The sequence below is a fragment of the Leucobacter sp. Psy1 genome (genome assembly GCF_020096995.1).
GTDB lineage: Bacteria > Actinomycetota > Actinomycetes > Actinomycetales > Microbacteriaceae > Leucobacter.
This window is the reverse complement of the sequence record NZ_CP083692.1, coordinates 717,835-742,969: the sequence shown is the minus strand read 5'-3', so window position 1 is coordinate 742,969 and position 25,135 is coordinate 717,835. Positions and strand designations below refer to the sequence as shown.

The 25,135-nt window shown below is 68.7% G+C and carries 24 protein-coding genes and 1 riboswitch; of the genes, 9 read left to right on the top strand and 15 right to left on the bottom strand.

All coding sequences use genetic code 11. From position 1 onward, the window contains the following. Nucleotides 1–7: 7 nt before the first annotated feature. From K8P10_RS03415 to K8P10_RS03395, 5 genes are all read right to left on the bottom strand, one after another. The gene (locus K8P10_RS03415; RefSeq protein WP_224780404.1) at nt 8–889 is read right to left on the bottom strand and encodes a bifunctional methylenetetrahydrofolate dehydrogenase/methenyltetrahydrofolate cyclohydrolase; all 882 of its coding nucleotides are present in this window, start codon (nt 887–889) and stop codon (nt 8–10) included. A 3-nt stretch (nt 890–892) separates the two neighbouring features. Then, a complete protein-coding gene (gene glyA / locus K8P10_RS03410; RefSeq protein ID WP_224780403.1) occupies nt 893–2,176 on the bottom strand; it encodes a serine hydroxymethyltransferase in 1,284 nt (427 codons plus the stop codon). Between the two features lie 41 nt (nt 2,177–2,217). Then, a riboswitch (ZMP/ZTP riboswitch) is annotated at nt 2,218–2,299 on the bottom strand. Continuing rightward, on the bottom strand, nt 2,286–3,263 hold the full coding sequence (locus tag K8P10_RS03405; RefSeq protein WP_224780402.1) for an ArsA family ATPase: 978 nt from the start codon (nt 3,261–3,263) through the stop codon (nt 2,286–2,288). It overlaps the preceding riboswitch by 14 nt. Then, entirely contained in the window at nt 3,254–3,508 is a 255-nt protein-coding gene (locus K8P10_RS03400; RefSeq protein WP_224780401.1) for a cory-CC-star protein, read from the bottom strand. Before K8P10_RS03400 ends, K8P10_RS03405 begins: the two co-directional genes overlap by 10 nt. Then, nucleotides 3,508–5,235: a carbon starvation protein A gene (locus K8P10_RS03395; RefSeq protein ID WP_224780400.1), complete on the bottom strand. Its 1,728-nt coding sequence runs from the start codon at nt 5,233–5,235 to the stop codon at nt 3,508–3,510. Before K8P10_RS03395 ends, K8P10_RS03400 begins: the two co-directional genes overlap by 1 nt. A 292-nt stretch (nt 5,236–5,527) precedes the next feature. Here K8P10_RS03395 and K8P10_RS03390 point away from each other — a divergent pair, with 292 nt between their 5' ends. Then, on the top strand, nt 5,528–7,183 hold the full coding sequence (locus K8P10_RS03390) for an amidohydrolase (RefSeq protein WP_224780399.1): 1,656 nt from the start codon (nt 5,528–5,530) through the stop codon (nt 7,181–7,183). A 25-nt stretch (nt 7,184–7,208) separates the two neighbouring features. On the opposite strand, the gene K8P10_RS03385 is transcribed toward K8P10_RS03390, so the two are convergent. Then, on the bottom strand, nt 7,209–8,063 hold the full coding sequence (locus K8P10_RS03385; RefSeq protein WP_224780398.1) for a biotin--[acetyl-CoA-carboxylase] ligase: 855 nt from the start codon (nt 8,061–8,063) through the stop codon (nt 7,209–7,211). 112 nt (nt 8,064–8,175) lie between these two features. On the opposite strand from K8P10_RS03385, the gene K8P10_RS03380 reads away from it, so the two are divergent. The 5 genes from K8P10_RS03380 (at nt 8,176) to K8P10_RS03360 (ending at nt 13,138) form a co-directional block, all read left to right on the top strand. Beyond that, on the top strand, nt 8,176–9,792 hold the full coding sequence (locus K8P10_RS03380; protein ID WP_224780397.1) for an acyl-CoA carboxylase subunit beta: 1,617 nt from the start codon (nt 8,176–8,178) through the stop codon (nt 9,790–9,792). Further along, nucleotides 9,789–10,106, top strand: a complete 318-nt coding sequence (locus K8P10_RS03375; protein ID WP_224780396.1) for an acyl-CoA carboxylase subunit epsilon — start codon at nt 9,789–9,791, stop codon at nt 10,104–10,106. The genes K8P10_RS03380 and K8P10_RS03375 overlap by 4 nt, the downstream gene beginning before the upstream one ends. Before the next feature lie 7 nt (nt 10,107–10,113). Then, nucleotides 10,114–10,794: a CoA pyrophosphatase gene (locus tag K8P10_RS03370; RefSeq protein WP_224780395.1), complete on the top strand. Its 681-nt coding sequence runs from the start codon at nt 10,114–10,116 to the stop codon at nt 10,792–10,794. Continuing rightward, complete coding sequence (locus K8P10_RS03365; protein ID WP_224780394.1) at nt 10,791–11,984, top strand: alpha/beta fold hydrolase; 1,194 nt, start codon at nt 10,791–10,793, stop codon at nt 11,982–11,984. The genes K8P10_RS03370 and K8P10_RS03365 overlap by 4 nt, the downstream gene beginning before the upstream one ends. A 188-nt stretch (nt 11,985–12,172) precedes the next feature. Continuing rightward, nucleotides 12,173–13,138, top strand: coding sequence for a diacylglycerol kinase family protein (locus K8P10_RS03360; protein WP_224780393.1), 966 nt, complete (start codon nt 12,173–12,175; stop codon nt 13,136–13,138). A 48-nt stretch (nt 13,139–13,186) separates the two neighbouring features. Here K8P10_RS03360 and K8P10_RS03355 read toward each other — a convergent pair whose 3' ends face one another. Next, entirely contained in the window at nt 13,187–14,803 is a 1,617-nt protein-coding gene (locus tag K8P10_RS03355) for a deoxyguanosinetriphosphate triphosphohydrolase family protein (RefSeq protein WP_224780392.1), read from the bottom strand. Nucleotides 14,804–14,890: 87 nt separating this feature from the next. Here K8P10_RS03355 and K8P10_RS03350 point away from each other — a divergent pair, with 87 nt between their 5' ends. Both K8P10_RS03350 and K8P10_RS03345 read left to right on the top strand, forming a co-directional pair. Beyond that, nucleotides 14,891–16,099 carry a MalY/PatB family protein gene (locus K8P10_RS03350; RefSeq protein WP_224781206.1) on the top strand — a complete coding sequence of 403 codons (1,209 nt, stop codon included), beginning with the start codon at nt 14,891–14,893 and terminating at the stop codon, nt 16,097–16,099. Then, entirely contained in the window at nt 16,096–17,445 is a 1,350-nt protein-coding gene (locus tag K8P10_RS03345; protein ID WP_224780391.1) for an O-acetylhomoserine aminocarboxypropyltransferase/cysteine synthase family protein, read from the top strand. The genes K8P10_RS03350 and K8P10_RS03345 overlap by 4 nt, the downstream gene beginning before the upstream one ends. An 11-nt stretch (nt 17,446–17,456) precedes the next feature. Here K8P10_RS03345 and panB read toward each other — a convergent pair whose 3' ends face one another. From panB to K8P10_RS03315, 6 genes are read right to left on the bottom strand one after another with little or no spacing between them, the layout of a single operon-like run. Beyond that, nucleotides 17,457–18,329, bottom strand: a complete 873-nt coding sequence (gene panB / locus K8P10_RS03340) for a 3-methyl-2-oxobutanoate hydroxymethyltransferase (protein WP_224780390.1) — start codon at nt 18,327–18,329, stop codon at nt 17,457–17,459. 1 nt (nt 18,330) lies between these two features. Then, nucleotides 18,331–19,206, bottom strand: coding sequence for a pantoate--beta-alanine ligase (gene panC, locus K8P10_RS03335; protein WP_224780389.1), 876 nt, complete (start codon nt 19,204–19,206; stop codon nt 18,331–18,333). Beyond that, nucleotides 19,203–19,967, bottom strand: coding sequence for a DUF2520 domain-containing protein (locus K8P10_RS03330; protein WP_224780388.1), 765 nt, complete (start codon nt 19,965–19,967; stop codon nt 19,203–19,205). The genes panC and K8P10_RS03330 overlap by 4 nt, the downstream gene beginning before the upstream one ends. 10 nt (nt 19,968–19,977) lie before the next feature. After that, entirely contained in the window at nt 19,978–21,123 is a 1,146-nt protein-coding gene (locus K8P10_RS03325) for a UDP-N-acetylmuramate dehydrogenase (RefSeq protein ID WP_224780387.1), read from the bottom strand. After that, entirely contained in the window at nt 21,120–21,545 is a 426-nt protein-coding gene (locus K8P10_RS03320; protein WP_224780386.1) for a MaoC/PaaZ C-terminal domain-containing protein, read from the bottom strand. The genes K8P10_RS03325 and K8P10_RS03320 overlap by 4 nt, the downstream gene beginning before the upstream one ends. Beyond that, complete coding sequence (locus K8P10_RS03315) at nt 21,542–22,006, bottom strand: MaoC family dehydratase N-terminal domain-containing protein (protein ID WP_224780385.1); 465 nt, start codon at nt 22,004–22,006, stop codon at nt 21,542–21,544. The genes K8P10_RS03320 and K8P10_RS03315 overlap by 4 nt, the downstream gene beginning before the upstream one ends. A gap of 138 nt (nt 22,007–22,144) precedes the next feature. Here K8P10_RS03315 and K8P10_RS03310 point away from each other — a divergent pair, with 138 nt between their 5' ends. Then, on the top strand, nt 22,145–23,911 hold the full coding sequence (locus K8P10_RS03310; RefSeq protein WP_224780384.1) for a biotin carboxylase N-terminal domain-containing protein: 1,767 nt from the start codon (nt 22,145–22,147) through the stop codon (nt 23,909–23,911). A gap of 1 nt (nt 23,912) precedes the next feature. On the opposite strand, the gene K8P10_RS03305 is transcribed toward K8P10_RS03310, so the two are convergent. Together K8P10_RS03305 and K8P10_RS03300 are read right to left on the bottom strand one after the other, a co-directional pair. Continuing rightward, on the bottom strand, nt 23,913–24,680 hold the full coding sequence (locus K8P10_RS03305; protein WP_224780383.1) for an isocitrate lyase/phosphoenolpyruvate mutase family protein: 768 nt from the start codon (nt 24,678–24,680) through the stop codon (nt 23,913–23,915). A 42-nt stretch (nt 24,681–24,722) separates the two neighbouring features. Continuing rightward, nucleotides 24,723–25,073: a hypothetical protein gene (locus K8P10_RS03300; protein WP_224780382.1), complete on the bottom strand. Its 351-nt coding sequence runs from the start codon at nt 25,071–25,073 to the stop codon at nt 24,723–24,725. Between the last annotated feature and the right edge of the window lie 62 nt (nt 25,074–25,135).

The following is a 25,135-nucleotide window of genomic DNA, read 5'->3' as shown; positions in this document are numbered from 1 at the left end:
TGATCGCTCAGCCGGCCGCGCGCTCGGCCATCTCGACGACGTTCTTGAGCAGCAGCGCGCGCGTCATGGGCCCGACGCCGCCAGGATTTGGCGACATCCACCCGGCGACCTCGGCAACACCTGGGTCGATGTCACCGACGACGCGGCTCTTCCCCGTCTCCGGGTCGGTCTTGCGCGAGACCCCCACGTCGAGCACGATGGCACCGGGCTGCACGTGCTCGGCCTGCACGATGCCTTCGACGCCGGCAGCGCCGACGATCACGTCGGCGGTGCGGAGCACGGCCCCGAGATCGCGCGTGCCGGTGTGGGTGAGCGTGACCGTCGCGTTGTACTCGCGCCGGGTGAGCAGCGGCCCCATCGGCCGCCCCACCGTCACCCCGCGGCCGATCACCACGACGTGCTTCCCGGCCCACGACAGGCCGTTCCGCTCCACGAGCTCGATGACGCCGCGAGGCGTGCACGGCAGCGGCGAGGAGATCTCGGAGTTGGCGTTGAGTACGAGCCTGCCGAGGTTCATCGGGTGCAGCCCGTCGGCATCCTTGTCGGGCGAGACGCGCTCGAGGATCCGGTGCGTGTCGATGTGCTTCGGCAGCGGCAGCTGCACGATGTAGCCCGTGCACTCCGGATTCTCGTTGAGCTCGTCGATGACGGTCTCGAGCTCCTCCTGGGTGACGGTCTCAGGCAACTCGCGCTTGATCGATGCGATACCGACCTCGGCGCAGTCGCGATGCTTGCCCGCCACGTACCACTGGGAGCCGGGATCTTCCCCGACGAGCACCGTCGCGAGTCCAGGCACGACGCCGCGCTCGGCGAGGGCAGCGACCCGTTCAGTCAGCTCCTGCTTGATCTCAGCCGCAGCGGCCTTCCCGTCGAGCGTCTGCGCACTCATCCGTTACCACTCTTCCAAGCCGGCGTACAGCGGGAAGCGCTCGGCGAGCGCGGTGACGCGTGAGCGCTGCTCGTCCGTGTCGCCGGTCTGCTGCAGCACCTGCGCGATGATCTCCGATACCTCGGCGAACTCGGCATCGCCGAAGCCTCGGGTGGCGAGCGCTGGCGTGCCGATCCGGAGTCCGCTGGTCACCATCGGAGGGCGCGGATCGAACGGTACCGAGTTACGGTTCACCGTGATGCCGACCGCGTGGAGCGCATCCTCCGCCTGCTGGCCGTCGAGCTGCGAGTTGCGCAGATCGGCAAGCACGAGGTGCACATCTGTGCCGCCCGTGAGCACGTCGACGCCCGCGGCGCGCGAGGCGTCCGTCGTCAGCGCGTCGGCGAGCAGTCGAGCGCCCGACAGGGTGCGCTGCTGGCGCTCGGCGAACGCGTCGCTCGCGGCGAGCTTGAACGCGGTCGCCTTCGCGGCGATGACGTGCATGAGCGGGCCGCCCTGCTGGCCGGGGAAGACGTTGGAGTTCAGCTTCTTGCCGAGCTCCTTGTCGTTCGACAGGATGAAGCCGGAGCGCGGACCGCCGATGGTCTTGTGCACCGTCGACGAGACAACGTGCGCGTGCGGCACCGGGCTGGGGTGCAGCCCGGCAGCGACCAGGCCGGCGAAGTGAGCCATGTCGACCCACAGGGTCGCGCCAACCTCGTCGGCGATCTCGCGGAACGCGGCGAAGTCGAGCTGCCTGGGGTACGCCGACCACCCGGCGATGATGACCTTGGGGCGGTGCTCCCTGGCCTTCTCGCGGACCACGTCCATGTCGACGAGCATCGTTTCAGGGTCGACGCCGTACGAGACGACGTTGTAGAGCTTGCCCGAGAAGTTCAAGTGCATGCCGTGCGTGAGGTGGCCGCCGTGAGCGAGTTCGAGACCGAGAATCGTGTCACCGGGCTCCGCGATCGCGGAGAGCACGGCGGCGTTCGCCGAAGCGCCGGAGTGGGGCTGCACATTCGCGAACGCTGCACCGAACAGGCTCTTGGCCCGCTCGCGGGCCAGCTCCTCGGCCACGTCGACGAACTCGCAGCCGCCGTAGTAGCGGCGACCCGGGTAACCCTCGGCGTACTTGTTCGTGAGCACCGAGCCCTGGGCCTCGAGAACGGCGCGCGGAACGAAGTTCTCGCTCGCGATCATCTCGAGGGTGCCGCGCTGGCGTCCGAGTTCGTCGGCCAGCACCTGGGCGATCTCGGGGTCGACGACCTCGAGCGGATCGGTGAGAAAGTCAGGCTGATGAGACAATGCTTGCTCCATTTCAGTGCGCACGCGCACGGTACAAGGGACAGTGCGGCCCAGGCGAGCGGCCATAGATTCAGCTGTCGCTTCCCGATGGTAACCATCTGCACGCCAGTCACGACGCAACGATCCTACCAGCGGCGAATGCCGCGAGAACATCCCCTCCGACCACTTCTTCGGCTGCCAACGGGAGGTCGATTACTGGAGTTTCAGGGAGGGACTCGCGCACCCGCCGCACCTGTTCCGATTCGCGAAGATGTCGCGCCCGCAGGAGCTCACCGCCATCGATCGGAGATCGACGATTAGCCACCAGCAGCAGCAGCGGCACGGAGAGTTCCCCGAGCGATTCCGCGATGCCGAGCGTTTCAGCGACCGGCAGACGCTCTGGTGTGAAGACGAGCACGAACCCCGTCAGCGCCGCATCAGTGATGACGCTCTGCATCCGAGAGAACCGCTCGCGCCTCCGGATGAGCGTCCTGCGGAGCTCGGCATCCGGGTCTTCCGTCGACTGATCCCGGCCGCTCGCCAATCCGCGCATGGCCGAAGCGAACCGTTCCGATCGATCGCGACTCGCCAGCAGCCGGTCGGTCCAGGCGGACAGCCGCTCCGGGAGCGCGAGCAGACGGAGCGTATGCCCTGAGGGAGCAGTATCGAAGACCACGAGATCGTACTCGTTCAGGCCCAGCTCAACCGCTTCAGCGACCCGCTCGAGCACCGCGGCTTCGAAGCTCCCCGGCGCCTCACGAGCGAGCTGCAGGTGCTCACGGGCCTGGGCGTGCATCCGCTCCGGAAGCAGTCGTCTGAGCGTCTTCTCGACTGCCGCGAGGTGGCGGTCGAGCGTCGCAGCGGGATCGATCTCCATCCCGTCGACCCACCCAGCGCCGGGCTCCGTCCGAAGACGCGTCGGACTGTCGGCGACAGCGAGGTCCCAGAGGTGACCCAGATTATGCGCCGGATCGGTGGAGACGACGAGCACGCGTGAGCCCGCCCCTGCATGAGCGACGGCGATTGCCGATGCGACCGTCGTCTTCCCCACGCCACCCTTGCCGCCGACGAACAGGACTCGCTTTCCGGCCGTCGGGGTCAGCAGCACGAGACACTGTCCAGCGGTGACTGCGGCATGCCCATTCGGCGGTGCCACGCGTGGAACTCCGGATAGAGCGTCGGCAAGAACTCGGCGCTGTAGTAGGCGGCCGGATCCGGCACGCCGAGCGCTTCACCCAGCACTACCAGCGTGAAATAGTCGTCCTCGGTGCGTTTCTCACGAGCGAGTGCACTGCGGTATGGGCCCGCATAGTATTCGTACACACCGTTACGGAAGTCGGCCCACCTCCCCATCAGACTTCTTCGCGCACGGCTTCGAGCCGAGCATCGGCGTCGAGTGCCTCGGGGGGATCGTTCACCGCTCTCCGCATCGCGATGATCGCTTCGACGGCGACCCAGATGCTCGCCACGATGATCACGACGTCGAGGCCGAAGAGCAGCCAGTCCGCATTCTCCGGATCTGCGAACCCCGAGAGCTGATCGATCGCCGCCCAGAACGACATCACAAACACGAACACCAACGGCACCAGCGCAGGCCAGGGGCTCCGGCGCTTTCTGATCAGGATGACCGCAATGATCGAGAGCGTCAGAGAGGCGAGTAGCTGATTCGTGGTCCCGAACAGCGGCCAGATCCTGAGACCGCCCTCACCCCCCAGCCCCTGGGAGAACGTCAGTCCCAGACCGACGACCACAACGACCAGAGTCGCGGGCACCTTCGTGATTCTGACTCTCGCGGCCTCCCCGATCTCCTGGACGACGAAGCGCAGCAGACGCATCCCGGTATCCATCGTGGTTGCGGCGAACAGCACCGCCATCGTGGCCAGCACGGTTGCGCTGAGCGAGGCAGGCAGACCGATGCCGTCCTCCATGAGCATGCCGCCACCCTGAACGAACGCGTTGACCCCGCCGGCGCCGAACTCACTGTAGACCGCTTCCCACTCAGCCACCGTCCGGAATCCGGCGATCACCGCGAGGATCGTCCCCAGGGAGAGGAGACCCTCCCCCACTGCACCGAAGTAACCGACGAACCGGGCATCGGTCTCCCGGTCGAGCTGCTTCGAACTGGTGCCGGAGGAGACCATACCGTGAAAGCCGGAGATCGCTCCGCAGGCGATCGTGACGAACAGCAGCGGCACCAGGCTCGGAGTCCCTGCAGGGACGGCGTCGTTGATCATCGGGGCTACGACATTGTGTTCCGTCTCGGCGAAGAGCGCGCCTACCAGGACCGCACCGTAGAGCAGCGCGAGGCCCACGAACAGCTGCACGCCGTTGATGTAGTCGCGCGGCTGGAGCAGTACCCACACCGGTAGCAGCGATGCGATCGCACCGTAGATGAAGAGAGCGAGGATCCAGACCGTCGCAGGGCTCATGCCGAGGAACGATTCGGGCAGCACGACCGGAACGCTGTCACCGAGCACGATCAGCGAATACAGCGCGACCACGCCCACGATGGTGACGGGGATCAGGGGCCAGCGCATGCGATAGACGGCGACACCGACGAGCAAAGCGACCACGATGGCCCCCCACGTCGGAATCACGGCAGTCGGTGTGCTGATGAGCAGGTCCTTGATGACGACGGCAAACGCCGCGATCACCATCAGCAGGAGCAGGAAGATGACCACGAGGAACAAGTTCGCCCCGCGTTTGCCGATGTATCGGCCCGAGAGCGCCCCGATCGAGCGCCCCTTGTTGCGCACTGATGCCCAAAGTGCGCCGAAATCATGCATGCCGGCGAAGAACACCGTGCCGATGGTGACCCAGAGGAACGCAGGCAACCACCCCCAGATCACCGCGATGGCCGGCCCGACGATGGGGGCAGCACCAGCTACCGAGGTGAAATGATGCCCCCACAGGATGAACTTGTTCGTTGGAACGTAGTCGACGCCATCCCGCAACTCGTGCGATGGGGTCACGAACTTCTCATCCAGTTGGTACACGCGCCGCGCCAGGTACTTCGAGTACACGAAGTACCCCAGGGCGAAGATCGCGAGTCCGATGAACATCAAGATGACAGGACTCATGCGGTGGTTCCTCTCGCTTCTGCGTCGTTGCAGGTGCCGGACAGCTGCATCCAGGGTAGCGGTGCTTTTCTCATCGAGCGCAACTCCATGTGGAGCATCGAGACCCATCTGTGATCGCAGGTACCGTGCCGTCAAGGGGCACCTGACGGTTCGCAGATTCGTGAAACTCGTACTACTCTGATCTCGGTCATTTCTCCACGTCGTGTATCGCTCAGCAGCACCTGCTGCCAAACGAGGTCGGCTGAGGAACAGACCCGCTCCCCAGCAGTCACTCCAAGGAGATACCAGTCCGATGTCGACCACGATTTACCGGAACGGCACCGTGTTCACGGCCGAGACCGGGTCATCTCCCGCAGAAGCGTTCGCTGTCACCGACGGTCTCTTCGCCGCCGTCGGCTCCCTCTCCGATGTCCGGGCCGCTGTGGGTGCCGTGACCGGAGACCCCGCGACCAACGGCGTTGCCGAGATCGATCTCGACGGCGCGTTCGTGGCGCCCGGCATTATCGACTCGCACACCCACCTCACCATGTTCGGCGAAGCACTCGGCAAGGCTCAGCTGCGCGACTGCGGTTCCCTCGCCGAGATCCAGGAGCGTCTGCTCGAGTGGCGACGCTCGCACCCCGATGCCCCCCGGGTGCTCGGCGTCAGCTGGATGTTCGACGCCATCGAGGGTGGGCGGCCGACCGCGGCGATGCTCGACGAAGTGCTCCCCGATATCCCCGTCTACCTCGATGCGAACGATCTCCACTCGGTGTGGACGAACACGGCGGGCCTCGCCGAGCTCGGTATCGATCGCGACACTCCCAACCCGATCGGCGGCGAGATCGCGCGCGACGGGAACGGCGACGCCACCGGCATGCTGTACGAGACCGCTGGCACGCAGTTCGCCTGGGACTTCCTGAGCCGCGCGACGACGCAAGAAGACAAGGTCGGGTTCCTCGAGAACGCGTTCGCCGCCTACCTCGAGTCAGGCGTGACGGGTGCGACCGACATGGCGCTGAACGAGTCCGACGTCGACGCGATCCGCGCCCTCATCGCTCGGGACGGACGCCTGCCGTTCCCGATCACGGCGCACTGGATCCTCGAGCCGTCTGGTGACACCGAGCAGGATCTCGCGGGCGTCGCCCGCGTCGCTGCCCTTCGCGACCTCCTGGCCGCGAGCGAGGATTCCCGGTGGTTCCGCATCGCCGGGGTGAAGTTCATCATGGACGGGGTCATTGACGCGTGCACCGCCACCATGCGCGCACCGTACGCCGACGGCAGCAACTGCGACCCGATCTGGAGCGCGGAGCGCATCATGCCCGTCGCCGCCGCTGCCGATGCCGCAGGCCTGCAGATCGCCATGCACGCGATCGGCGACCGGACCAGCGAGATCGCTCTCGACGCGATCGAGCACTGCATCCGAGTCGGTGCGCTCCGCCCCCGTCGGCACCGCATCGAGCACCTCGAATCGGTCACCGATGCCACGATCGAGCGCATGGGAGAGCTCGGCGTCACTGCGTCGATGCAGCCGGTGCACTGCGATCCAGCCGTCCTCGCCAACTGGAAGGCGATGCTCGGCGACGACCGCCAGGAGCAGGGTTTCCCGTGGCAGAAGTTCCGGGAGGCGGGTGTGCCCATCACGCTCGGAACCGATGCGCCGACGGCGCCGCACGAGGCACTGCCCAATCTGTTCATCGCCCTGACCGGCGGCTCGGCGATCACACCGTCGCTCCCCGCCTACCACCCGGAGCGGGTGTTTACCGCGGAGGAGGCCTTGACCGCCCTCACCGCCGGCGGCGCCTACGCGGGTGAGATGGATCAGACCAGCGGCCGCATCCGCGCCGGACTCCACGCCAACTTCATCGTGCTCGACATCGATCCGCTCACGGCCGACCCGAGCGCACTCCTCGAGGCCAAGGTCCAGCAGACCTTCGTCCTCGGCGAGGAGAGCCACCGCGCCGCCTGACCGGCGCACCCGCCGAGCCGGCGTGTCAGCGCAGGTGCTCGACGTCTCCGGCGTTCACGGTGAGCTCGCCGCCGGTCGGCAGATCGACGACGAGCGCACCGTCGTCGGCGAGGGTGCGCGCCCGCCCGTCGACGATGCGATCCCCGGGGAGGTGCACGCGGACCTCTGCACCGACGGTCGCCGAATCGCGCAGGATCCGCGCACGCACCGCGGCCGGATCCTCGACGGCGAGCTGGACCAGACGCAGCAGCTCCTCCTCCGTGTCGGCGAGCACATCGTCGACGAGCGCTGCTCCCGCGGCATCGTCATCCGCGATCAACTGCGCACCGTCCACCGCGGCGCCCGCGGCGAGCAGAGACGTGGCGCGCTCGGTCGGGAGCTCGTCCGGCTCGAGCAGCAGATTGATCCCCGTGCCGACGATCACCGAACCGTCGGGCAGCAGCTCGCACAGAATCCCGCATAGCTTCAGCCCCGGCCGGTCGGCCTGGGCGTCCGCTGCGGTGCGCACGTGCACGTCGTTCGGCCACTTCACGACCACGCGCCGCGGTTCACGGCCGGAATCGTCGTCGGCGACGGTGAAGTACGACTGCAGCGCCGCGGTCACCGCAGAACCGGCGATAAGCGGAAGCCAGCCTGGGCCGAGTGGGAAGGCGGAAACGTTCCTCAGCAGGATCGACGCCGCGACGGCTTTTCCGGGCGGAAGTTCCCACCCCCGCCCCGCGCGCCCGCGCCCCGCCGTCTGCTCGGCGGTCGCGATGAGCGTGCCGTGGGGCAGGGCGGGCTCCGCGGCGACGCGCTCGCGCAGTACCGCGTTCGTGCTGCCGACGCTGTCGCGCCACTCGACGACCGGAAGCAGAGCACGCGTACGTGGAAGATCCATGGCTCGAGCCTAACGAGTCGGCGCAGACAGTAGAGAACCTCCGAGAGTTTCCCGGGAACCTTTGGAGGTCTCCTCACACGCGAGCGTCCCACCCCGCGGTAGGCTGGCCTCTGTGACTGCAGAAGAAGCGACCACGCACGCCCCCAGCCCCGACGCTCTCGCGACCACGGCCGGCCGAATCGCCGACCACCGCCGCAAGTATCAGGAGGCCGTCGGCGACCGTGACACCGCGGCAGCCGCGAAGCAGCATCCGCGCGGCAAGATGACCGCACGTGAGCGCCTCGCCGAGCTGCTCGACCCCGGCTCCTTCGTCGAGTTCGACAAGTACGTGAAGCACCGCACGCAGTCGTTCGGCATGGACGCGAGCCGGCCGTTCGGCGACTCGGTCGTCACCGGTGCCGGCACGATCCACGGCCGCCAGGTCGTCGTCTACTCCCAAGACTTCACGACGTTCGGCGGGTCGCTCGGCGAGGTCGCCGGCGAGAAGATCGTGAAGGCGATGGAGTTCGCGCTGAAGACCGGCGCTCCCCTCCTCGGCATCCTCGATTCGGGCGGCGCCCGCATCCAGGAGGGCGTCGTCGCGCTCAGCAACTACGCCAAGATCTTCCGGCTCAACACCATGTGCTCCGGCGTCATCCCGCAGATCTCAATCGTCATGGGCCCCTCTGCCGGTGGTGCGGTCTACTCCCCCGCACTCACCGACTTCGTCATCATGGTCGACAAGACGAGCCACATGTTCGTCACCGGCCCCGACGTCATCAAGACCGTCACGGGCGAGGAGGTCGGGTTCGAGGAGCTCGGTGGCGCGCTCACCCACAACCAGACGAGCGGCGTCTCCCACTACCTCGCGAGCGATGAGCACGATGCCCTCGACTACGCGCGCGCACTCATCAGCTACCTCCCCGACAACAATCTCGCGGAGCTGCCGGTCTACGACAGCGACACGGCCCTCGAGATTACCGATGCCGACCGCAAGCTCAACTCGGTCATCCCAGACAGCCCGAATCAGCCCTACGACATGAAGGCCGTCATCGAGGGCATCCTCGACTCGGGCGAGTTCCTCGAGGTGCAGCCCCTCTTCGCCCCCAACATGGTGATCGGCTTCGGCCGCGTCGAGGGCCGCACCGTCGGCATCGTCGCGAACCAGCCGGCGCAGATGGCGGGCACGCTCAACATCGACGCGAGCGAGAAGGCCGCGCGCTTCGTACGGTTCTGCGACTCGTTCTCAATCCCGATCCTCACGCTCGTCGACGTGCCGGGCTACCTGCCGGGCACCGACCAGGAGTTCCAGGGCGTCATCCGCCGAGGCGCGAAACTGCTGTACGCCTACGCCGAGGCGACGGTCCCGCTCGTGACGATCATCACACGCAAGGCCTACGGCGGCGCATACATCGTCATGGGGTCGAAGCAGATGGGCGCCGACTTCAACATCGCGTGGCCCACCGCGGAGATCGCCGTCATGGGCGGCGCGGGTGCCGTCAACATTCTGTACCGCAAAGAACTCGCTGCCGCGGCCGAGCGTGGTGAGGACGTGGAGGCGCTGCGCGCCGAACTCACCGCGAAGTACACCGCTGACGTGACGAGCCCGTTCCTCGCTGCCGAGCGCGGCGAACTCGACAACGTGCTCGAGCCGGCGGGCAGCCGCCTGGCAGTCATCAAGGCGCTTCGCGGTCTCCGCGGCAAGCGCACCGAGCAGCCCGCGAAGAAGCACGGGAACATCCCGCTGTGAAGCACGCACGCGTCGATGAGGATCCGCGCGAGGGCGACGCCCTCGCCGAATCCGAGCTGCCGCCGGACGCCGCGGCGCGCGACGCCGCGAAGCGCGAGAGCCTGGGTGACGTCGACGACGCGCTCCACGGCGACGACATCCGCTTCGTGACGCGGAACGTCAGCGACGAGGAGCGCGCCGCCGTGATCGCGGTGCTCACCGCCGCCCGATCCGACGAGACCCGCCAGGTGAAGTGGGTCGCGCGACGCGACCGCGAGCCGTGGGCGCGCTCCCAGCGCGTACCCGAGGGCATCGACGATCTCCTCGACAGTTGATGGACCGATGACGGGGAGCATGCATCCCCGCGCCGACCTGCAAGCTCTGGTCGAGCAGGGGACGTTGATCGAGGGCCTGCCGCAGGTGCGCCCGGAGACGTCGAGCGTGCGCCGCTCGTCGGTGCTCATCCTGTTCGGGGAGCTCGATCGGATCGACGCCGACAGCACCGCTCCGGTCCCCCGCGAACTCGATGTCCTGCTGCTGCGCCGGTCCGACGCGCTCCGCCACCATGCCGGCCAGATCGCCTTTCCCGGCGGCCGTGTCGAGCCCGCCGACGCCGACGCTGCCGCGACGGCTCTGCGCGAGGCGGCGGAGGAGACGGGGCTCGAACCGTCGGGCGTCGAGGTCATCGGCACGCTCCCCGACCTCCACATCCCGGTGAGCAACAACCTGGTGACCCCCGTGATCGGGTGGTGGCGTCGGCCCAGCGACGTCGCCGCGGACGAGAGCGAATCGGTCGATGTCTTCCGGGTGCCGGTGGCCGAGCTGCTTGATCCCGACCGTCGCGTCACGTCGGTACTCGACCGCGATGGACACCACCACCGCGGCCCTGCCTTCGTGCTGAGCGACCGCTTCGGCGGCCGCATCGTCTGGGGCTTCACGGGAATCGTACTCGCCTCGCTCTTCGACCAGCTCGGCTGGGCGATGCCGTGGGATCCGACTCGTGAGGCAACGGTGCACGGATGACCGGAGCGCCGGAACCCGTCGAGCACCCAGACGGGGATCCGCACCAGCTTTCTCCCCGGGAGCTCCGCAGGCTCGCCAGGCGTAGGCGACGGCGCGTGGGGACGGCGCAGCTCGTCCTCGTGCTCCTCGTCGCCCTGATCGCGGGCTATCAGTCCGACGTGGCGAAGAACCAGCTGGCACAGGCCAACGCGGAAGTCAGCGTCGCGGTGCAGGAGGAGGCCGGACACCCCGAGAACCCCGATGACGATCGCAGCGCCGCCGTCTTCTTCGACGGCTTCGGCACCTACAACTCCGACCACCTGGCCCGCACGCTGGGGCCCGGGGTCCAGGAGCTGTACGGCGGCGAGACCTGGTCTGTGAGCTACGGCAACGCTCCGCTCGCCTCCGACACGATCGCGGAGCGCGTGCTCGCTCTCGCGCAGGACAGCGGCAAGCGCGAACTCGACCTCGTCGGCTACAGCATGGGCGGCATCATCAATCTCGAGGTCGCGGCGTACCTCTCCGCCTCCCCCGAGGTCACGGTGCGGAGCATCACGCTCATCTCCTCCCCCGACGGTATCGAGGGGCTCCGCCCGCTCCAGCGGCAGGAGATGGACGCCGCCGAGCTCGTCTCTCAGATTCCCGGCGCCCAGTACTCGACTCCGCTCCGGTTCGTCGGCGAGATGTACTTCATGCGCGACCGGTACACGAGCGGCAACCCGGTGCAGCGCATCGAGCGCTTCTTCGGTGCCATCAAGCAGGCGCGAGTCAACCTCAGCGGGCCGACGTTCCCCGGCACCTGGTTGCTCGTCGACCAGGCGTTCGCGATCGGTTCGGCCGACCTGGAGGGCGAGCTGCAGACCATCTCCGAGCGCACGTCCCCGAAGGGACCCCGCCCCTCCGTGCTCTACCTCGGCACGGGCGCGCCAGGCAGGGACTACATGGTCGACGACGCCGTCTCATCGGCGAACATCTGCGGCTACGCCGCGCGGAACGCCATGCAGTGCACCATCAGAAAGGTGCCGGGGGCCGTCCACACGGCTCCGGAGCGCACCCTCGACGAGTACGAGGAGACCCTCGCCGATGTCAGCGAGCGCGTCCGCGGCAGCATCGAGCAGGCGGCGGAGCTCTACCTCCTCCGCTCCCCCGCCAGCCCGGGCGACGACCGGCGCCTCTTGGAAGACCCGGACGGCCCCTGGCGACAGAGATAGCTACCTCTCACGCATCACGCTCCGCCCGCCCGCCCGCCCAGGCCCGGGCCCGGGCCCGGGCCGCCCGGGCCCAGGCCGCCCGTCGAGACTGCGAAAAGTTCCCTTTCGGCCGCCTCGAAACGGCACTTTTCGCGATCTCGGCGGGAGTCAGAGTGGGTGCGGAGGCCGCGCTCTGAGAGTATAGGGCTGTGACAGAGAGAATCGGCATCGTGTGGAACCCGTCGAAGACGGATGGGGAGCGTTTGAAGAACGCATTCCGATCGGCCTTGCGCACCGCTCGTCTGGACTACGTCCCGCGGACGATGTGGTTCGAGACGACCCCGGACGACCCGGGTCAGGGCATGACCTCGCAGGCGCTCGAGGCCGGGTGCGACCTCATCATCGCGGCAGGCGGCGACGGCACGGTACGTGCGGTCGCCGAACGGCTCGGCGACGAGGGCGGCACGGCCGACCTCGCGATCCTCCCGCTGGGCACTGGTAATCTGCTCGCCCGCAACCTCGGGGTCCCGCTGGTGCGCCCGGCTGCCGCGTTCAGCCGCGCGCTGAAGGGAACCTCGAAGGCGCTCGACCTGGGCGAGGTGACGGCCACGCTGGAGTCGGGCGAACAGGTGAGGCACGGGTTCGTGGTGATGGTGGGCTTCGGCATCGACGCCCACATGATCGCCGAGACGGACGAGGAGCTGAAGGCGCGCGCAGGGTGGCTGGCCTACGTCGAGTCGTTCGGCCGGGTCGCGAACACCACCGAGGTCGTGCCGTTCTCGCTCACCATCGACGACGGTGAGACCGTCGAGGAGCGCGCACACACCATGCTCGTCGGCAACTGCGGCACGATCCAGGGCGGCATCACGCTGCTCCCTGCCGCGCAGCCGGACGACGGCGAACTCGACCTTCTCCTGCTGCGAGCGGACAACGCCGCCTCGTGGTTCAACGCCATGGGCAACATGGTGTGGGATAACGGGTTGAAGCGGCTCATCACGGGAGCGGTCGGCACGGGGCGCGCCGCGGAGAGCTCCGATTCGACGGCGCATCTGCGGGGCCGCAAAGTGCAGTGCGAGCTTCCCGAGGCGACACCGTTCGAGATCGACGGCGATCAGATCGGCAGCGTCACCGAGTTCGAGGTGACGATCCACCCGGGGGCGCTGCGCATCCGCTGACCCGCTGCGCACCGACTCAAGGCGCGCTGACTCGGGTCGTCCCGGGAATCAGCGCCCGGTCAGCGCGGCGTGGGTCGCGTATGCCTGCTGGTCCGTGAACGTGGCGACGTAGTCGAGGATTGCGCGGGCGCGACCCTGTCTGCGCAGTCCCGCCTCGCTGGTGTCTCCGCCGAGCACGCCCGGCCGGTCCCGCTCGAGCGCGAAGGCGGCCTCCGTAGCCCCCTCGGCCCACTCGAGCAGCGCGCGCGGAGCCCGCCCCCGGTCGTCGGGATCCGTGAGCCAGGCCTCGAACCCGAGCGCGAGCCCCTCGATCACCTGCGCCATGCCACGCTGCGCCTGCGCGTGCTCCGGGCGCTGGAGGACGAAGTGGGCGTGCACGAACTTCAGTACGGCCACCTCGTGCCAGGCCTGTTCCCCGAGCCGCACGTGCCCGCCGCGCACCGCGGGGTGCTCGTCGACGACGATCGAGGTTCGCAGGTGATCGATCCATCGGCGCGTGAAGCCCGACACGGCCCGCTCGCTCGCGATCCCGCCATCGTACGGCGCTGCGAGAAGCTCCTCGCTGAGCGACTGGTGCACGCGCTCGACTGCGGCGCGGAAGACATCGCGGTCAGCCATCCACCCGTCCTTCATCGCGAGACCGCGCCAGAGCAGTTCGAGCGATGCCCCCGGATCCCGCCAGTTGCGCTCCAATTCGGGCAGTGCGGCAGCGGCCAGGCGCGCGTCATCGCCCAGCCACGTCCCGAGCTCGCGTTCGACCTGCGCTCGCTGCAGCACCCCTGCTCTGGCGAAGTCGTCGAGATCGTGGATCGCGTACGCGATGTCATCGGCGAGATCCATGACAGCGCACTCGACCGTCTGCCTACCCTCCTCGATGTTCGGGAACGCCGCGCGGGCTTCGGCGAACTCGGTGAGCTCCCACGCGTAGACCGAGAACTTCTCGGCACCGCCGGCGACATCGATGCCGACGCCGCGCGGGCGCTCGTTCGCGGGAACCGACTCGAGTAACGTTCCGCGCCAGTCACCGCGCGTCCACGGGTACTTCAGCACCGCCGCGCGCACTGCCGCCGTGAGGTTGAGGCCGGGGAAGTCCCGGCCGAGCGTGTCGAGACTCGTGAGGATCCGCATGGTCTGCGCATTCCCCTCGAAGCCTTCGGCGAGCCCGAGGCGGTGACGCGCGATGCGATCCAGCGCCTGCTCGCCGAGGTGGCCGAATGGCGGGTGTCCGAGGTCGTGCGCGTGCCCCGCCGCCTGCGCGACGATGGTGTCGCACCCGCCGAGACGCGACACGATCGCCCCGGTGCGATCGTCGTACTCGGCCTCGCCCCGCTCGTAGGCTTCGTGCTGCGCCTGGCGGCCCGCAAGGTTCGCCGCGATGACGCGGGCGACAGCGCTCACCTTGAGGGAGTGCGTCAGACGGTTGTGCATGACGGGCCCGACCCCCGACTGCGGGATCACCTGGGTGACCGCGGAGAGCCGCGCGAAGTAGGGCGAGAACCTGATGCGCTCGAGATCGACGCGATACTCTTCGGGTTCCGGACCCCAAGCGCGTGATTCGGAGTCGGTCTCGTGCGCTGCCACTGCTGGGTCGGCTGAGCGGTGCTGCGAGGTCTCCCGCTCGGTGTAGCGCCGGGATTCGCGATCGGTCGTGGCCCGCACAGTCATAGGCCCATTCAAGCATGCGACGGGCAGATGACGTCGGTTTACGGCACCGGTTCGCGCGTCGTCGCGGTCGTGCGCGACCATGGACCCATGTCCGACTTCCCCGACTGTCCGAGCCCTGAGCACCTGCGCGGCGAGCGCACGAGCATCAAGTGGACGCGCTTCCCCGACGACGTGCTCCCGCTCTTCGTTGCGGAGATGGACTTCGCGGTCGCGCCGGAGATCCGGAAGGCGATCATCGAGCGGGTCGAGGCATCCGACTTCGGGTACCTCGACCAGGCTGGGCCACTGGCGACGGCGTTCAGCGCGTTTGCCGCTGACCGCTGGGGCTGGGAGGTGCCGGAGAGCCACGTCTTCCTCGCCACCGACGTGAGCGCGGGCATCGTCGAGTCGCTGCGCCTCGCCCGCCCGGGCCCCGGCAGAGTGCTCATCACCACGCCGGTCTATCCGTCGTTCTTCGAGATGCTCGAGGAGCTCCCCGTCGAGATCGTGCAGGTGCCGCTGCTCATCTCCGATGAAGCGGGTGCAGCACCGACCGCTCGACTCGACCTCGACGCCATCGAGCGGGAGTTCGCGAGCGAGGCGGGGATCGACGCCTTCCTGCTGTGCAATCCGCACAACCCGCACGGTCTGCTGCACGCGCACGAAGATCTCACCGCCATCGCCAGACTCGCCGCCGCGCACGACGTCTTCGTCGTCTCGGACGAGATCCATGCGCCGTTGACGCACCGCGGGGAGACGTTCGTGCCCTTCGCCCCGCTCGCGGCGGAAGCGGGGGCGCTCGCCGTGGTCGCGACCTCCGCCAGCAAGGGCTGGAACCTCGCCGGCGTGAAGTGCTCGGTGGTCGTCGCTGCAGACGACCGATCGGCCGACCTCCTCGAGCGCCTTCCTCCTGAGGTGGCGTGCCGGGCGAGCATCATCGGCCTCCACGCGAACGTCGCAGCGTTCACCGAGGGCCGCCCCTGGCTCGATGCCACCGTCGCCGCCGTCGAGCGGAACGACGATCTGCTCGCCGAACTGCTCGCCGAGCACCTGCCGGGGGCACGGCACTTCCGGCCCCGTGCCGGGTACCTCGCGTGGCTCGATCTGCGCGACGCGGGTCTCGGAGACGCCCCGTACACGCGGATCCTGACCGAGGCGCGCGTCGCCTTCAGCAACGGGGCATCGTTCGGCAACGGCGGCACCGGCCACGTCCGCGTGAACCTCGCCTGCGCACCCGACACCCTCCGTGAGGCGGTGGCGCGCATCGCCGCGCTCGCCCCCGTCTCCGACCGTCCCGACGAAAGCCGCATCCGATGACCGCACACACCGATCCCCGCGTCGTCCCCCCGAACTTCGACTGGGCGGGCTACGGGTTCGACACCAGACAGGTGCACGCAGGAGAGTATCCGGACCGCAATACCGGACTGCGCGTCCCCCCGATCGCGCTCTCGGCAGGGTATGTCTTCGACGAGTTCGACGACCAGGTCGACCGGTTCGCCGGACGATCGGTCGATCCCATCTATTCCCGCCAGGGCAACCCCACCAATGCTGTCGCCGAGGATCGGCTCGCCTCGCTCGAAGGCGGATCGGCGGCTGTGACGGTGTCGAGCGGACAGGCCGCCATCTCTTCGGCGCTCTTCGCGATCGCGCAGCAGGGTGACCACATCGTCTCCACGGCATCGATCTACGGCGGCACCCGCATCCTCTTTGGCAGGAGCTTCCAGCGCTTCGGCATCGACGTCGACTACGTGTGGAACGCTGACGACGACGCGGAGTGGGATCGGGCGATCCGGCCGAACACGAAGGCGATCTACACGGAGACGATCCCGAACCCCCGCAACGACATCACCGACCTGCGCCGGATCGCCGCGGTCGCGGCCCGGCACCGCCTCCCCCTCGTCGTCGACAATACGGTGGGCACCCCGGCGCTGATCCGCCCGTTCGAGCACGGTGCCGACATCGTCGTCCATTCCACGACCAAGTTCCTGACCGGGCACGGTGCCGCCGTCGGCGGTGCCGTCGTCGACGGCGGGCGATTCGACTGGGAGGCCGCAGAGCGGGCCGGCCGGTCCTACCCGCTCATCACCGCGTCCCCGAGGCCGGGCCTCGGCTCACTGCTCGAGCGCTTCGGAACCTGCGCCTACGCCCGCACCGTCAGGGAGCAGGTGGTGAACGACATCGGTCCGTCTCTCTCCCCCATCAACGGCTTCCTGCTGCACCAGGGCATGGAGACGCTGTCGCTGCGCATGGAGCGCCACGTCGCCTCTTCAGCGCGTATCGCCGCCTGGCTGGAGCAGCAGCCAGAGGTCGTGTCCGTGGACTACGCTGGCCTGCCCTCGAGTCCGCTGCAGTCCATCGCCCAGCGGGACTACCCCGCGGGCACCGGTTCCGTGTTCGCCCTCACCGTGAGAGGCGGGATCGACGGGGCACGCGCCTTCGTGAATCACCTCAGCGTGTTCTCGCGCATGACGGGTATCGGCGATACCCGCTCGATGGTGATCCATCCCCTGACCTCCACGCACGCCACGTTCGCCCCCGAGGTCACCGAGCGTCTGGGGATCACCCCCGGCCTGCTCCGTCTCTCGGTCGGACTCGAAACGGCAGACGACCTGATCGCCGATCTCCGACGAGGGCTCGACGCCGTTCCCCTGGCCCCCGCCTGACGGGTCTGGCGTCAGCGCGCGTTGTCGCGGTGCGCTGCCAGCACGCCCGCCCGGTCTCTGGCGGCGTCGACCGCGTCCGCGCGCGCCGCATAGCGGTGCTCGCCTCCGGGAAACGCAGCGGAACGCACCTCAGACGCGTAGGCCGTGATCGCGGCGACGGTGTCGTCGCCGATGGTGCCGTACTGCTTCACGAACTTCGCAGTCTTCCCCTCGGTGACCCCGAGCAGATCGTGCAGCACGAGCACCTGTCCGTCCGCGGGGCCTGCACCGATGCCGATGAGCGGCACGTCCAGCACCGACCGCAGTACCGCGGTGATCTCGGCCGGAACCGCTTCGATGACGATGCAGAACGCGCCCGCATCCTGCACCGCGAGCGCCTCATCGACGAGTCGCTCGGCGCTCGCCACGCTGCGCCCCTGCGCGCGCATGCCGCCGAGCGCCGTCGCCGTCTGCGGGGTGAGCCCGATGTGCCCGACGACGGGAATCCCCGCGGCCACGATGGCACGCACCCGGCTCAGTCGTGCTTGACCGCCACCCTCGATCTTCACGGCGTCGGCACCCGCCTCCTTCGCGAACCGGATCGCCGTCTCCACCGCCTGCGCGTCGGAGACCTCGGTCGACCCGAATGGCACATCGCAGACGACCAGCGCGGTCTCAGTGCCGCGGCGCACCGCCTGAGCGAGTACGAGCATCTCATCGACGGTCACTCCGACGGTGCTCTCGTGACCGAGGACCGTCTGCGCACCGGAATCACCGACGAGGACCATGTCGACGCCCGCCCGCTCAGCGGCCCGAGCTCCGGGATAGTCGTAGGCGGTGACCATGACGATCTGCTCTCCCTGAGCACGCATCTCGGTCAACCGGGTGAGAGTCATGCGGGGCATTTCAGTACTCCTCGATCGTGTGGCGCTCCTCAGCCTGCGGGCCGGGACTGAGCACCGTGTTGTCGATGAGGCGGACGCCTCCGACGCCCGCCGCCAGCGCGCAGAGCGTGGGCCCTGCCACCTCGCGCACCGGCTCCAGCGTATCCGGTTCGACGAACGCCAGGTACTCCGGTTCCACGCCCGCGGCGAGGAGGACTTCGAGCGCCCTGGCCCGCAGGTCGGCGACGTCGCGCTCGCCCTGGGCCACTGCGGTCGCAACGACTTCGAGCGCCCTCGGGACCGCGAGCGCCCGCTCACGGTCGCTCGGGCTCAGCCGCACATTGCGACTCGAACGAGCGAGCCCTCCGCGCTCCCGCGAGGTCGGGCAGGCGACGATGTCGACGGCGAGCCCGAGGTCGGCGACCATGCGTCGGACGACGAGCAGCTGCTGCGCGTCCTTCTGCCCGAAGTACGCGGCGCGCGGGCCGACGGCGATGAGTAGCTTGGCGACGACCGTGGCGACGCCGTCGAAGTGCGCGCTGCCACGGCCGGCCCCCTCGAGCGATTCCGTCAGGGGTCCGGTCACGCGGACGGTGGTCGCGAAGCCCTCGGGGTACATTTCACGCGCGGAAGGAGCGAACACGATGTCGACGCCCGCCTCACGGGTGAGGTCGAGATCTCGCTTCTCGTCGCGGGGGTAGGCCTCGAGGTCGGCCGCGTCGCCGAACTGCGTCGGGTTCACGAAGATTGATACGACGACCGTCCCATGTGCGTCTCGAGCGCGACGGATGAGCGAGAGGTGCCCCTCATGGAGGGCACCCATCGTGGGTACGAGACCGACATCGCCCGCTCCGGCGAGCATCGCCCGCAGCTCGCCGACGGTGCGCGCGATCCTCATGAGCGATCCTCCTCATGGAGTTCGGTGCCGCGTACGCGTGCGGCGAGCGAGCGGGTCGACGAGACCAGCGCATCGAACAGTGCGAGTTCGCCAGGCATGCGCTCGGAGACGGCGCGACGCTGCCGCTCGACGGTCTCGTCGTCGCCGCGCACCACCGGACCGGTCAGGGCCCCGGCGGCACCGTGCTCGGCCCAGTTCGACGCCGCGGCGCGCACGAGCGGCACGAGGGCATCACGCGGCACTCCCGCGGTCGCGGCGAGCGTCTCCGCAACACCCTCGACCGTGACGAGGAAGTTCGAGGCGATCGACGCCGCTGCGTGGTAGGCGGCGCGATCCTCGTCGGCGACCGTGAACGCCCGCATGCCGAGATGTGCAGCCAGCGCTTCACCGACCCCGAGCGCTCGAGGGGTCGTCGCTGCGACCGCGGCGGGCACCCCAGAGAAGGGGTGCGGTCCCCCGGAGCTGACGTCGTCGAGATCAGCTCCCGTCACCGTAATCAGGGGGTGAAGGCTGAACGCCTCGTGCGGAGCGAGTGGGGCGAGCGTCGTCGCCCCTGACATGTGGCCGACGATGCGACCGGGGGCGATGACACCGGCGGCGTCCGCGATGGCGCCGTCGGGCACCGCCAGGATCACGACGTCGGCGTCCGACCCGTCGCTCCCGTGCCCCGACGGCTCCGCCGCGACGTCCGCCCCCGCGGCGAAAAGTGCTGCGGTCAGCGATCGCCCCATGCGACCGCGCCCCACGATCTGGATACGCACGTGCTGACCGCTACGCTTCGAGGCCGTACAGGTTCGGCTCTGGCGCGAGGACGACACCGAACTCCTGCTGCACCCGCTGCACGACGAAGCGCGCGAGTTCCGCCACATCGCCGGCGGTCGCTCCGCCGCGATTGGTGATCGCGAGGGTGTGCTTCGACGAGACCGCCGCCCCGGAGCCCGGAAGATGAAAACCGCGGGTGATGCCCGAATTCTCGATGAGCCACGCGGCCGACAGCTTGATCATGCGCTCGGGCGCAGCATCCGGGATCCGCAGCGGTGCCCCCGCTGCGAGCTCCTCGAGCGAGGTCACTGCCGGTGCCGGCTCCGCGCCCGGCACCGGGAACCGCGGCGCCTCCATCGGCAGTGTGCGAGCGAAGTGCTCGGTCACGATGGGGTTCGTGAAGAACGAACCCGAGCTCCAGGTGTCGTGATCCTCGGGGTCCAGAACCATGCCCTTCGATGCCCGAAGCCGCAGCACGGTGCGTCGAAGCTCCCGGATCGACACGCGATCACCGACGGTGACGCCGAGAGCGTCCGCGAGCTGACCGTATGCCACGGGGCCGCTGAGCGGGTTGTTCCGGTCCTCGTTCGCCCACAGCAGCAGGTCGATCGAGAGGACAACGCCAGCCAGGCCCTCCTTGATCGCCGAGGTGCGGTATCCCAGCGCGAGTTCGGCGGCGGGAATGCGGCGCACCTCGTCGGCTTCGAAGTCCAGGAAGGTAATGGAGTGCAGCACGTCAGACAGTTCCTGCCCGTACGCGCCGATGTTCTGCACTGGCGCGGCCCCGGCGCGACCGGGGATGCCCGAGAGAGCTTCGATGCCCGACCAGCCGCGCTCCACCGAGGCCTCCACCAGCTGATCCCAGTCGTGCCCGGCCTGCACGCGCAGGCGCACGCGGCTCTCGGGCGTGGAATCGCTCTCCACGACCTCGATGCCGGTGTTCCTCACGAGCAGCACCGTCCCGGGAAAGCCCTCGTCGGAGACGACCGTGTTCGATCCGCCCCCGAGCAGCATCCACGGCTCGTCGTCCGACCAGAGCCGGGACGCGTGCCTGACAAGCTCATCCGACGTCTCCGCCAGGATCACTTCGTCGGCGGCCCCGCCGACCCGCATCGTCGTGAGCTCGGCGAGGGTGCCGTCAGCGACTCCCGTCACGCGAACGCCACCCGCACCTGCGACTTGCCAAGCACCGTCTGCCCGCCGAACACCACCTTGACGTCGATGCGCGCGGTGCGGGCCTCGACGTCGACGGCGCCCACGGTCGCCGTCACGGTCAGCTCGGCCCCCGTCTCGGGGTCGACGGGCACGGGACGCGTGAAACGCGCCTGCGTGTCCTGCACCCATCCGGCTGAGCCGAGCCACTCCACGACGGGCGTGCTGGCGACACCCATCGTCAGCATGCCGTGCGCGAGGACTCCGGGAAGCCCGACGGACCGCGCGACATCGTCGCGGTAGTGGATCGGGTTGAAGTCGCCGGAAGCACCCGCATAGCGCACGAGCTCGTCGCGCTGGAGCACAGCGGTCCGCTCGGCGACGACGTCGCCGACGGCGAGCTCGGAAATGTTCGGAGCGATCATGCGGCGCCTCCCTGCTCATCCTCCGCCGCGCGCACGACGAGCGTCGACACGGCCGTGACCACGTGGTCACCAGCGGCGTCCACGATCTCGCTCGATGCGGTGACCATGGAATGGCCCCCGAGCTGCTTCACCGCGGTGATCGTCAGCGTCGCGGTGAGCTCGTCTCCGGCGACGACGGGTCGCGAGTAGGTGAACCGCTGGTCTCCGTGGACCACCCGAGAGAAGTCGACTCCCGCGTCGTCGTCGGCGAGCAGCTGGGCGAGCGTCGCCTCCTGGACAACGACCGGGAAGGTCGGCGGCGCGACGACGTCCGAGTAGCCCGCCGCGCGAGCGGCTTCGGGGTCGAGATTGACGGAAGCAGAGCTCAGCACGGCCCGCGCGAACTCGCGCACTTTCTCGCGCCCCACGAGATAGGGAGCGGTCGGCGGGTACGTCCGGCCTTGAATATCTGGATTCACCACGGGGCCAGTCTAGTCTTCGACGCACGCGACGCGACGCATCGCCGAGCACCCCCATATGTGGACTCCGGCAACGATTCCCGCCGAGGTTTGTACGTCTCCTCCAAGATTCCGCCCACTCCCTCCCATATGCTGGTGGTCATGTCGCGCATCCGTAAAGTGCTCATCGCCAACCGAGGCGAGATCGCCGTCCGCATCATCCGAGCCGCGAAAGACAACGGCATCGCGTCGGTCGCGATCTACGCCGATCAGGATCGCGATGCGCTCCACTCCCAGCTCGCCGACGAGGCCTACTCCCTGAACGGCACGACGAGCGCCGAGACCTACCTCTCCATCGAGAAAGTGCTGGGGGCCGCTCGGCGCTCGGGCGCCGACGCGGTGCACCCCGGTTACGGCTTCTTGGCCGAGAACGCCGACTTCGCGCGCGCGGTCATCGCCGCGGGCATGACCTGGATCGGACCGGGACCCGACGCCATCGAGCGACTGGGCGACAAGGTGTCGGCACGGCACGTCGCCGAGAAGGTCGACGCCCCGCTCGCAGCGGGAACGAGCGACCCGGTCTCCGGCGCCGACGAGGTCATCGCGTTCGCCGACGAGTACGGCCTGCCCGTCGCGATCAAGGCGGCATTCGGGGGCGGCGGCCGCGGCCTCAAGGTCGCGTACGAGCGAGACGAGATCGCCGAACTCTTCGAATCGGCCACTCGCGAGGCCGTCGCAGCATTCGGGCGCGGTGAGTGCTTCGTCGAGAAGTACCTCGAGAAGCCGCGTCACGTCGAGACGCAGTGCCTCGCCGACCAGCACGGCAACGTGGTGGTCGTATCGACCCGCGACTGCTCCCTTCAGCGGCGCCACCAGAAGCTCGTCGAGGAGGCCCCGGCGCCGTTCCTGACCGACGAGCAGCGCACCGAGCTCTACCGCGCGTCCAAGGCGATCCTGCGCGAGGTCGGATACGTCGGCGCGGGCACCTGCGAGTTCCTCGTGGCCCAGGACGGCACGGTGTCCTTCCTGGAGGTGAACACGCGACTGCAGGTCGAGCACCCCGTCTCCGAGGAGGTCACGGGGCTCGATCTGGTCCGCGAGCAGTTCCGCATCGCTGCGGGCGGGACGATCGACTACGAAGATCCCGAAGCGCACGGGCACTCCTTCGAGTTCCGTCTCAACGGTGAGGATCCGGGCAACGGATTCCTCCCGGCCCCCGGTCCGGTCGCGCTCTTCAAACCGGCCTCTGGCCCCGGGGTGCGCGTCGACACGGGTGTCGCCTCTGGAGACGTCGTCTCCGGCGCCTTCGACTCGATGCTCGGCAAGCTCATCGTGACCGGCAGGACCCGCGAAGAAGCGCTGGAGCGCTCGCGTCGTGCCCTCGACGAGTTCGAGATTCAGGGTCTCCCGACCGTTCTCCCGTTCCACCGCAAGATCGTGCGGGATCCCGCGTTCACCGCGGAGGACGGCGCGTTCGGCGTGTACACGCTCTGGATCGAGAACGAATTCGTGAACGATATCGAGCCGTGGGAAGGGCAGATCGCCCAGCCCACGCAGGACCAGAAGGTCCGCTCCGTGGTCGTCGAGGTCGCCGGCCGACGTCTCGAGGTCGTCATGCCCGCCACCCTCGTGCCGATCGCGGATCAGGACATCACGCGGGGCCCTGCCCCCCGCCGCGCCCAGACCGCCGCGGTCGCGGGCAAGGGCGGCGATTCTGTCACCGCTCCGATGCAGGCGACCGTCGTCAAGGTCGCGGTTGAAGAGGGGCAGAGCGTGGAGAACGGCGAACTCGTCGCGGTGCTCGAGGCGATGAAGATGGAGCAGTCCATCTATGCCCACCGCGACGGTGTCGTCACCGGCATCGATGCGCCGATCGGGCAGACGGTGTCCAACGGACACCTGCTGCTCTCGATCGTCGACCCGGAGTAGGTCAGCCCTTCCAGCCGCCGAGCCAGTCCGAGCTGGTGTCGCCGAGCGCGGCCTGCCAGAGCGGGCCGAACGAGATGCGGCGCACGCCGAGTTCGGTGAGTTCCGCGAGGCCGCCCGCTGGCGACCCCGTACGCGGGTCCGCCGTGACGTTCACGGGCACCGACACGGCGGCGACGAGCCTGGACACCGCTGCCGCGTCTGGCAGCTTCACGGGGTACACCGACCGCGCCCCGGCCGCCTCGAGTGCGACGACCCGCGCGACCGCCTCGGCGAGAGGATCCTCGAACGCATCAGTGCCGTGGATGAGCGCGTCGGTACGGCCGTTGATGACCACCTCGACCCCGGCCTCGTCGCAGGCTTGACGGATTGCGGCGATGTAGTCGGCGTGCTCGTCGCGATCGCGGATCCTTCCGCCTTGCGAGTGCACGGTGTCCTCGACGTTCATCCCGACTGCCCCGGCCTCCATCACGCGACTCGCGAGCTCGCGGGCGTCGAGACCGTACCCCGACTCCACGTCCACGCTGACCGGGATCCCGACGGCCGCCGTGATGCACTTCACCAGCCCGAAGTACGTGTCGACGTCGATCTGTTCGCCGTCCTCGTAGCCGAGGCTGTTCGCGACGGGGTGGCTGCCGATGGTGGCACCGGGGAACCCGGCCTGTTCGACGAGTGAAGCCGACCAGACGTCCCAGCTGGTCGGCAGGACGAGGGTGCGCCCGGAAGCGTGGTCGGCGGCGAAGGCCGCTGCAGCGGTCGAGAGATCGATCATGTGGAGCTCCAGTTTCAGGTGTCTTGGTGCGGTCGGTCGCGGTTACGCGGCCGTAGTCTCGTGGGGCTCCCGAGCGGGCGTCAGCGGGATCGGAATGTTCCCGGTCTCGAGGCCGCGGCTGGAGAGCACCTCGGAATGGGCGATCTCCCCCGTCGGGAGATGGAAGTCGACGCGGCGCGACGAGGCCACGCGACCCGCGAGATGCTCGACATTCGGCAGCAGCTCGTGGGTGACGGACTGGATGACCCGCTCGATCACCGCCTCGTTGCCGACCGTGATGTCGATCGCAAGCTCCCACTCGTCCGGGCGGTCGGAGACCGTCACGGTCGCATCGGCGACCTCCGGGTAGACGCGCAGACTTCTCTCGATGTGCTCCGCAAGAAATTCGCTCACCGTTGAGCTCCTCACTGATTCGCTGTGGGATGCCATCGTGCACGATGTGATCGCATCCCCGG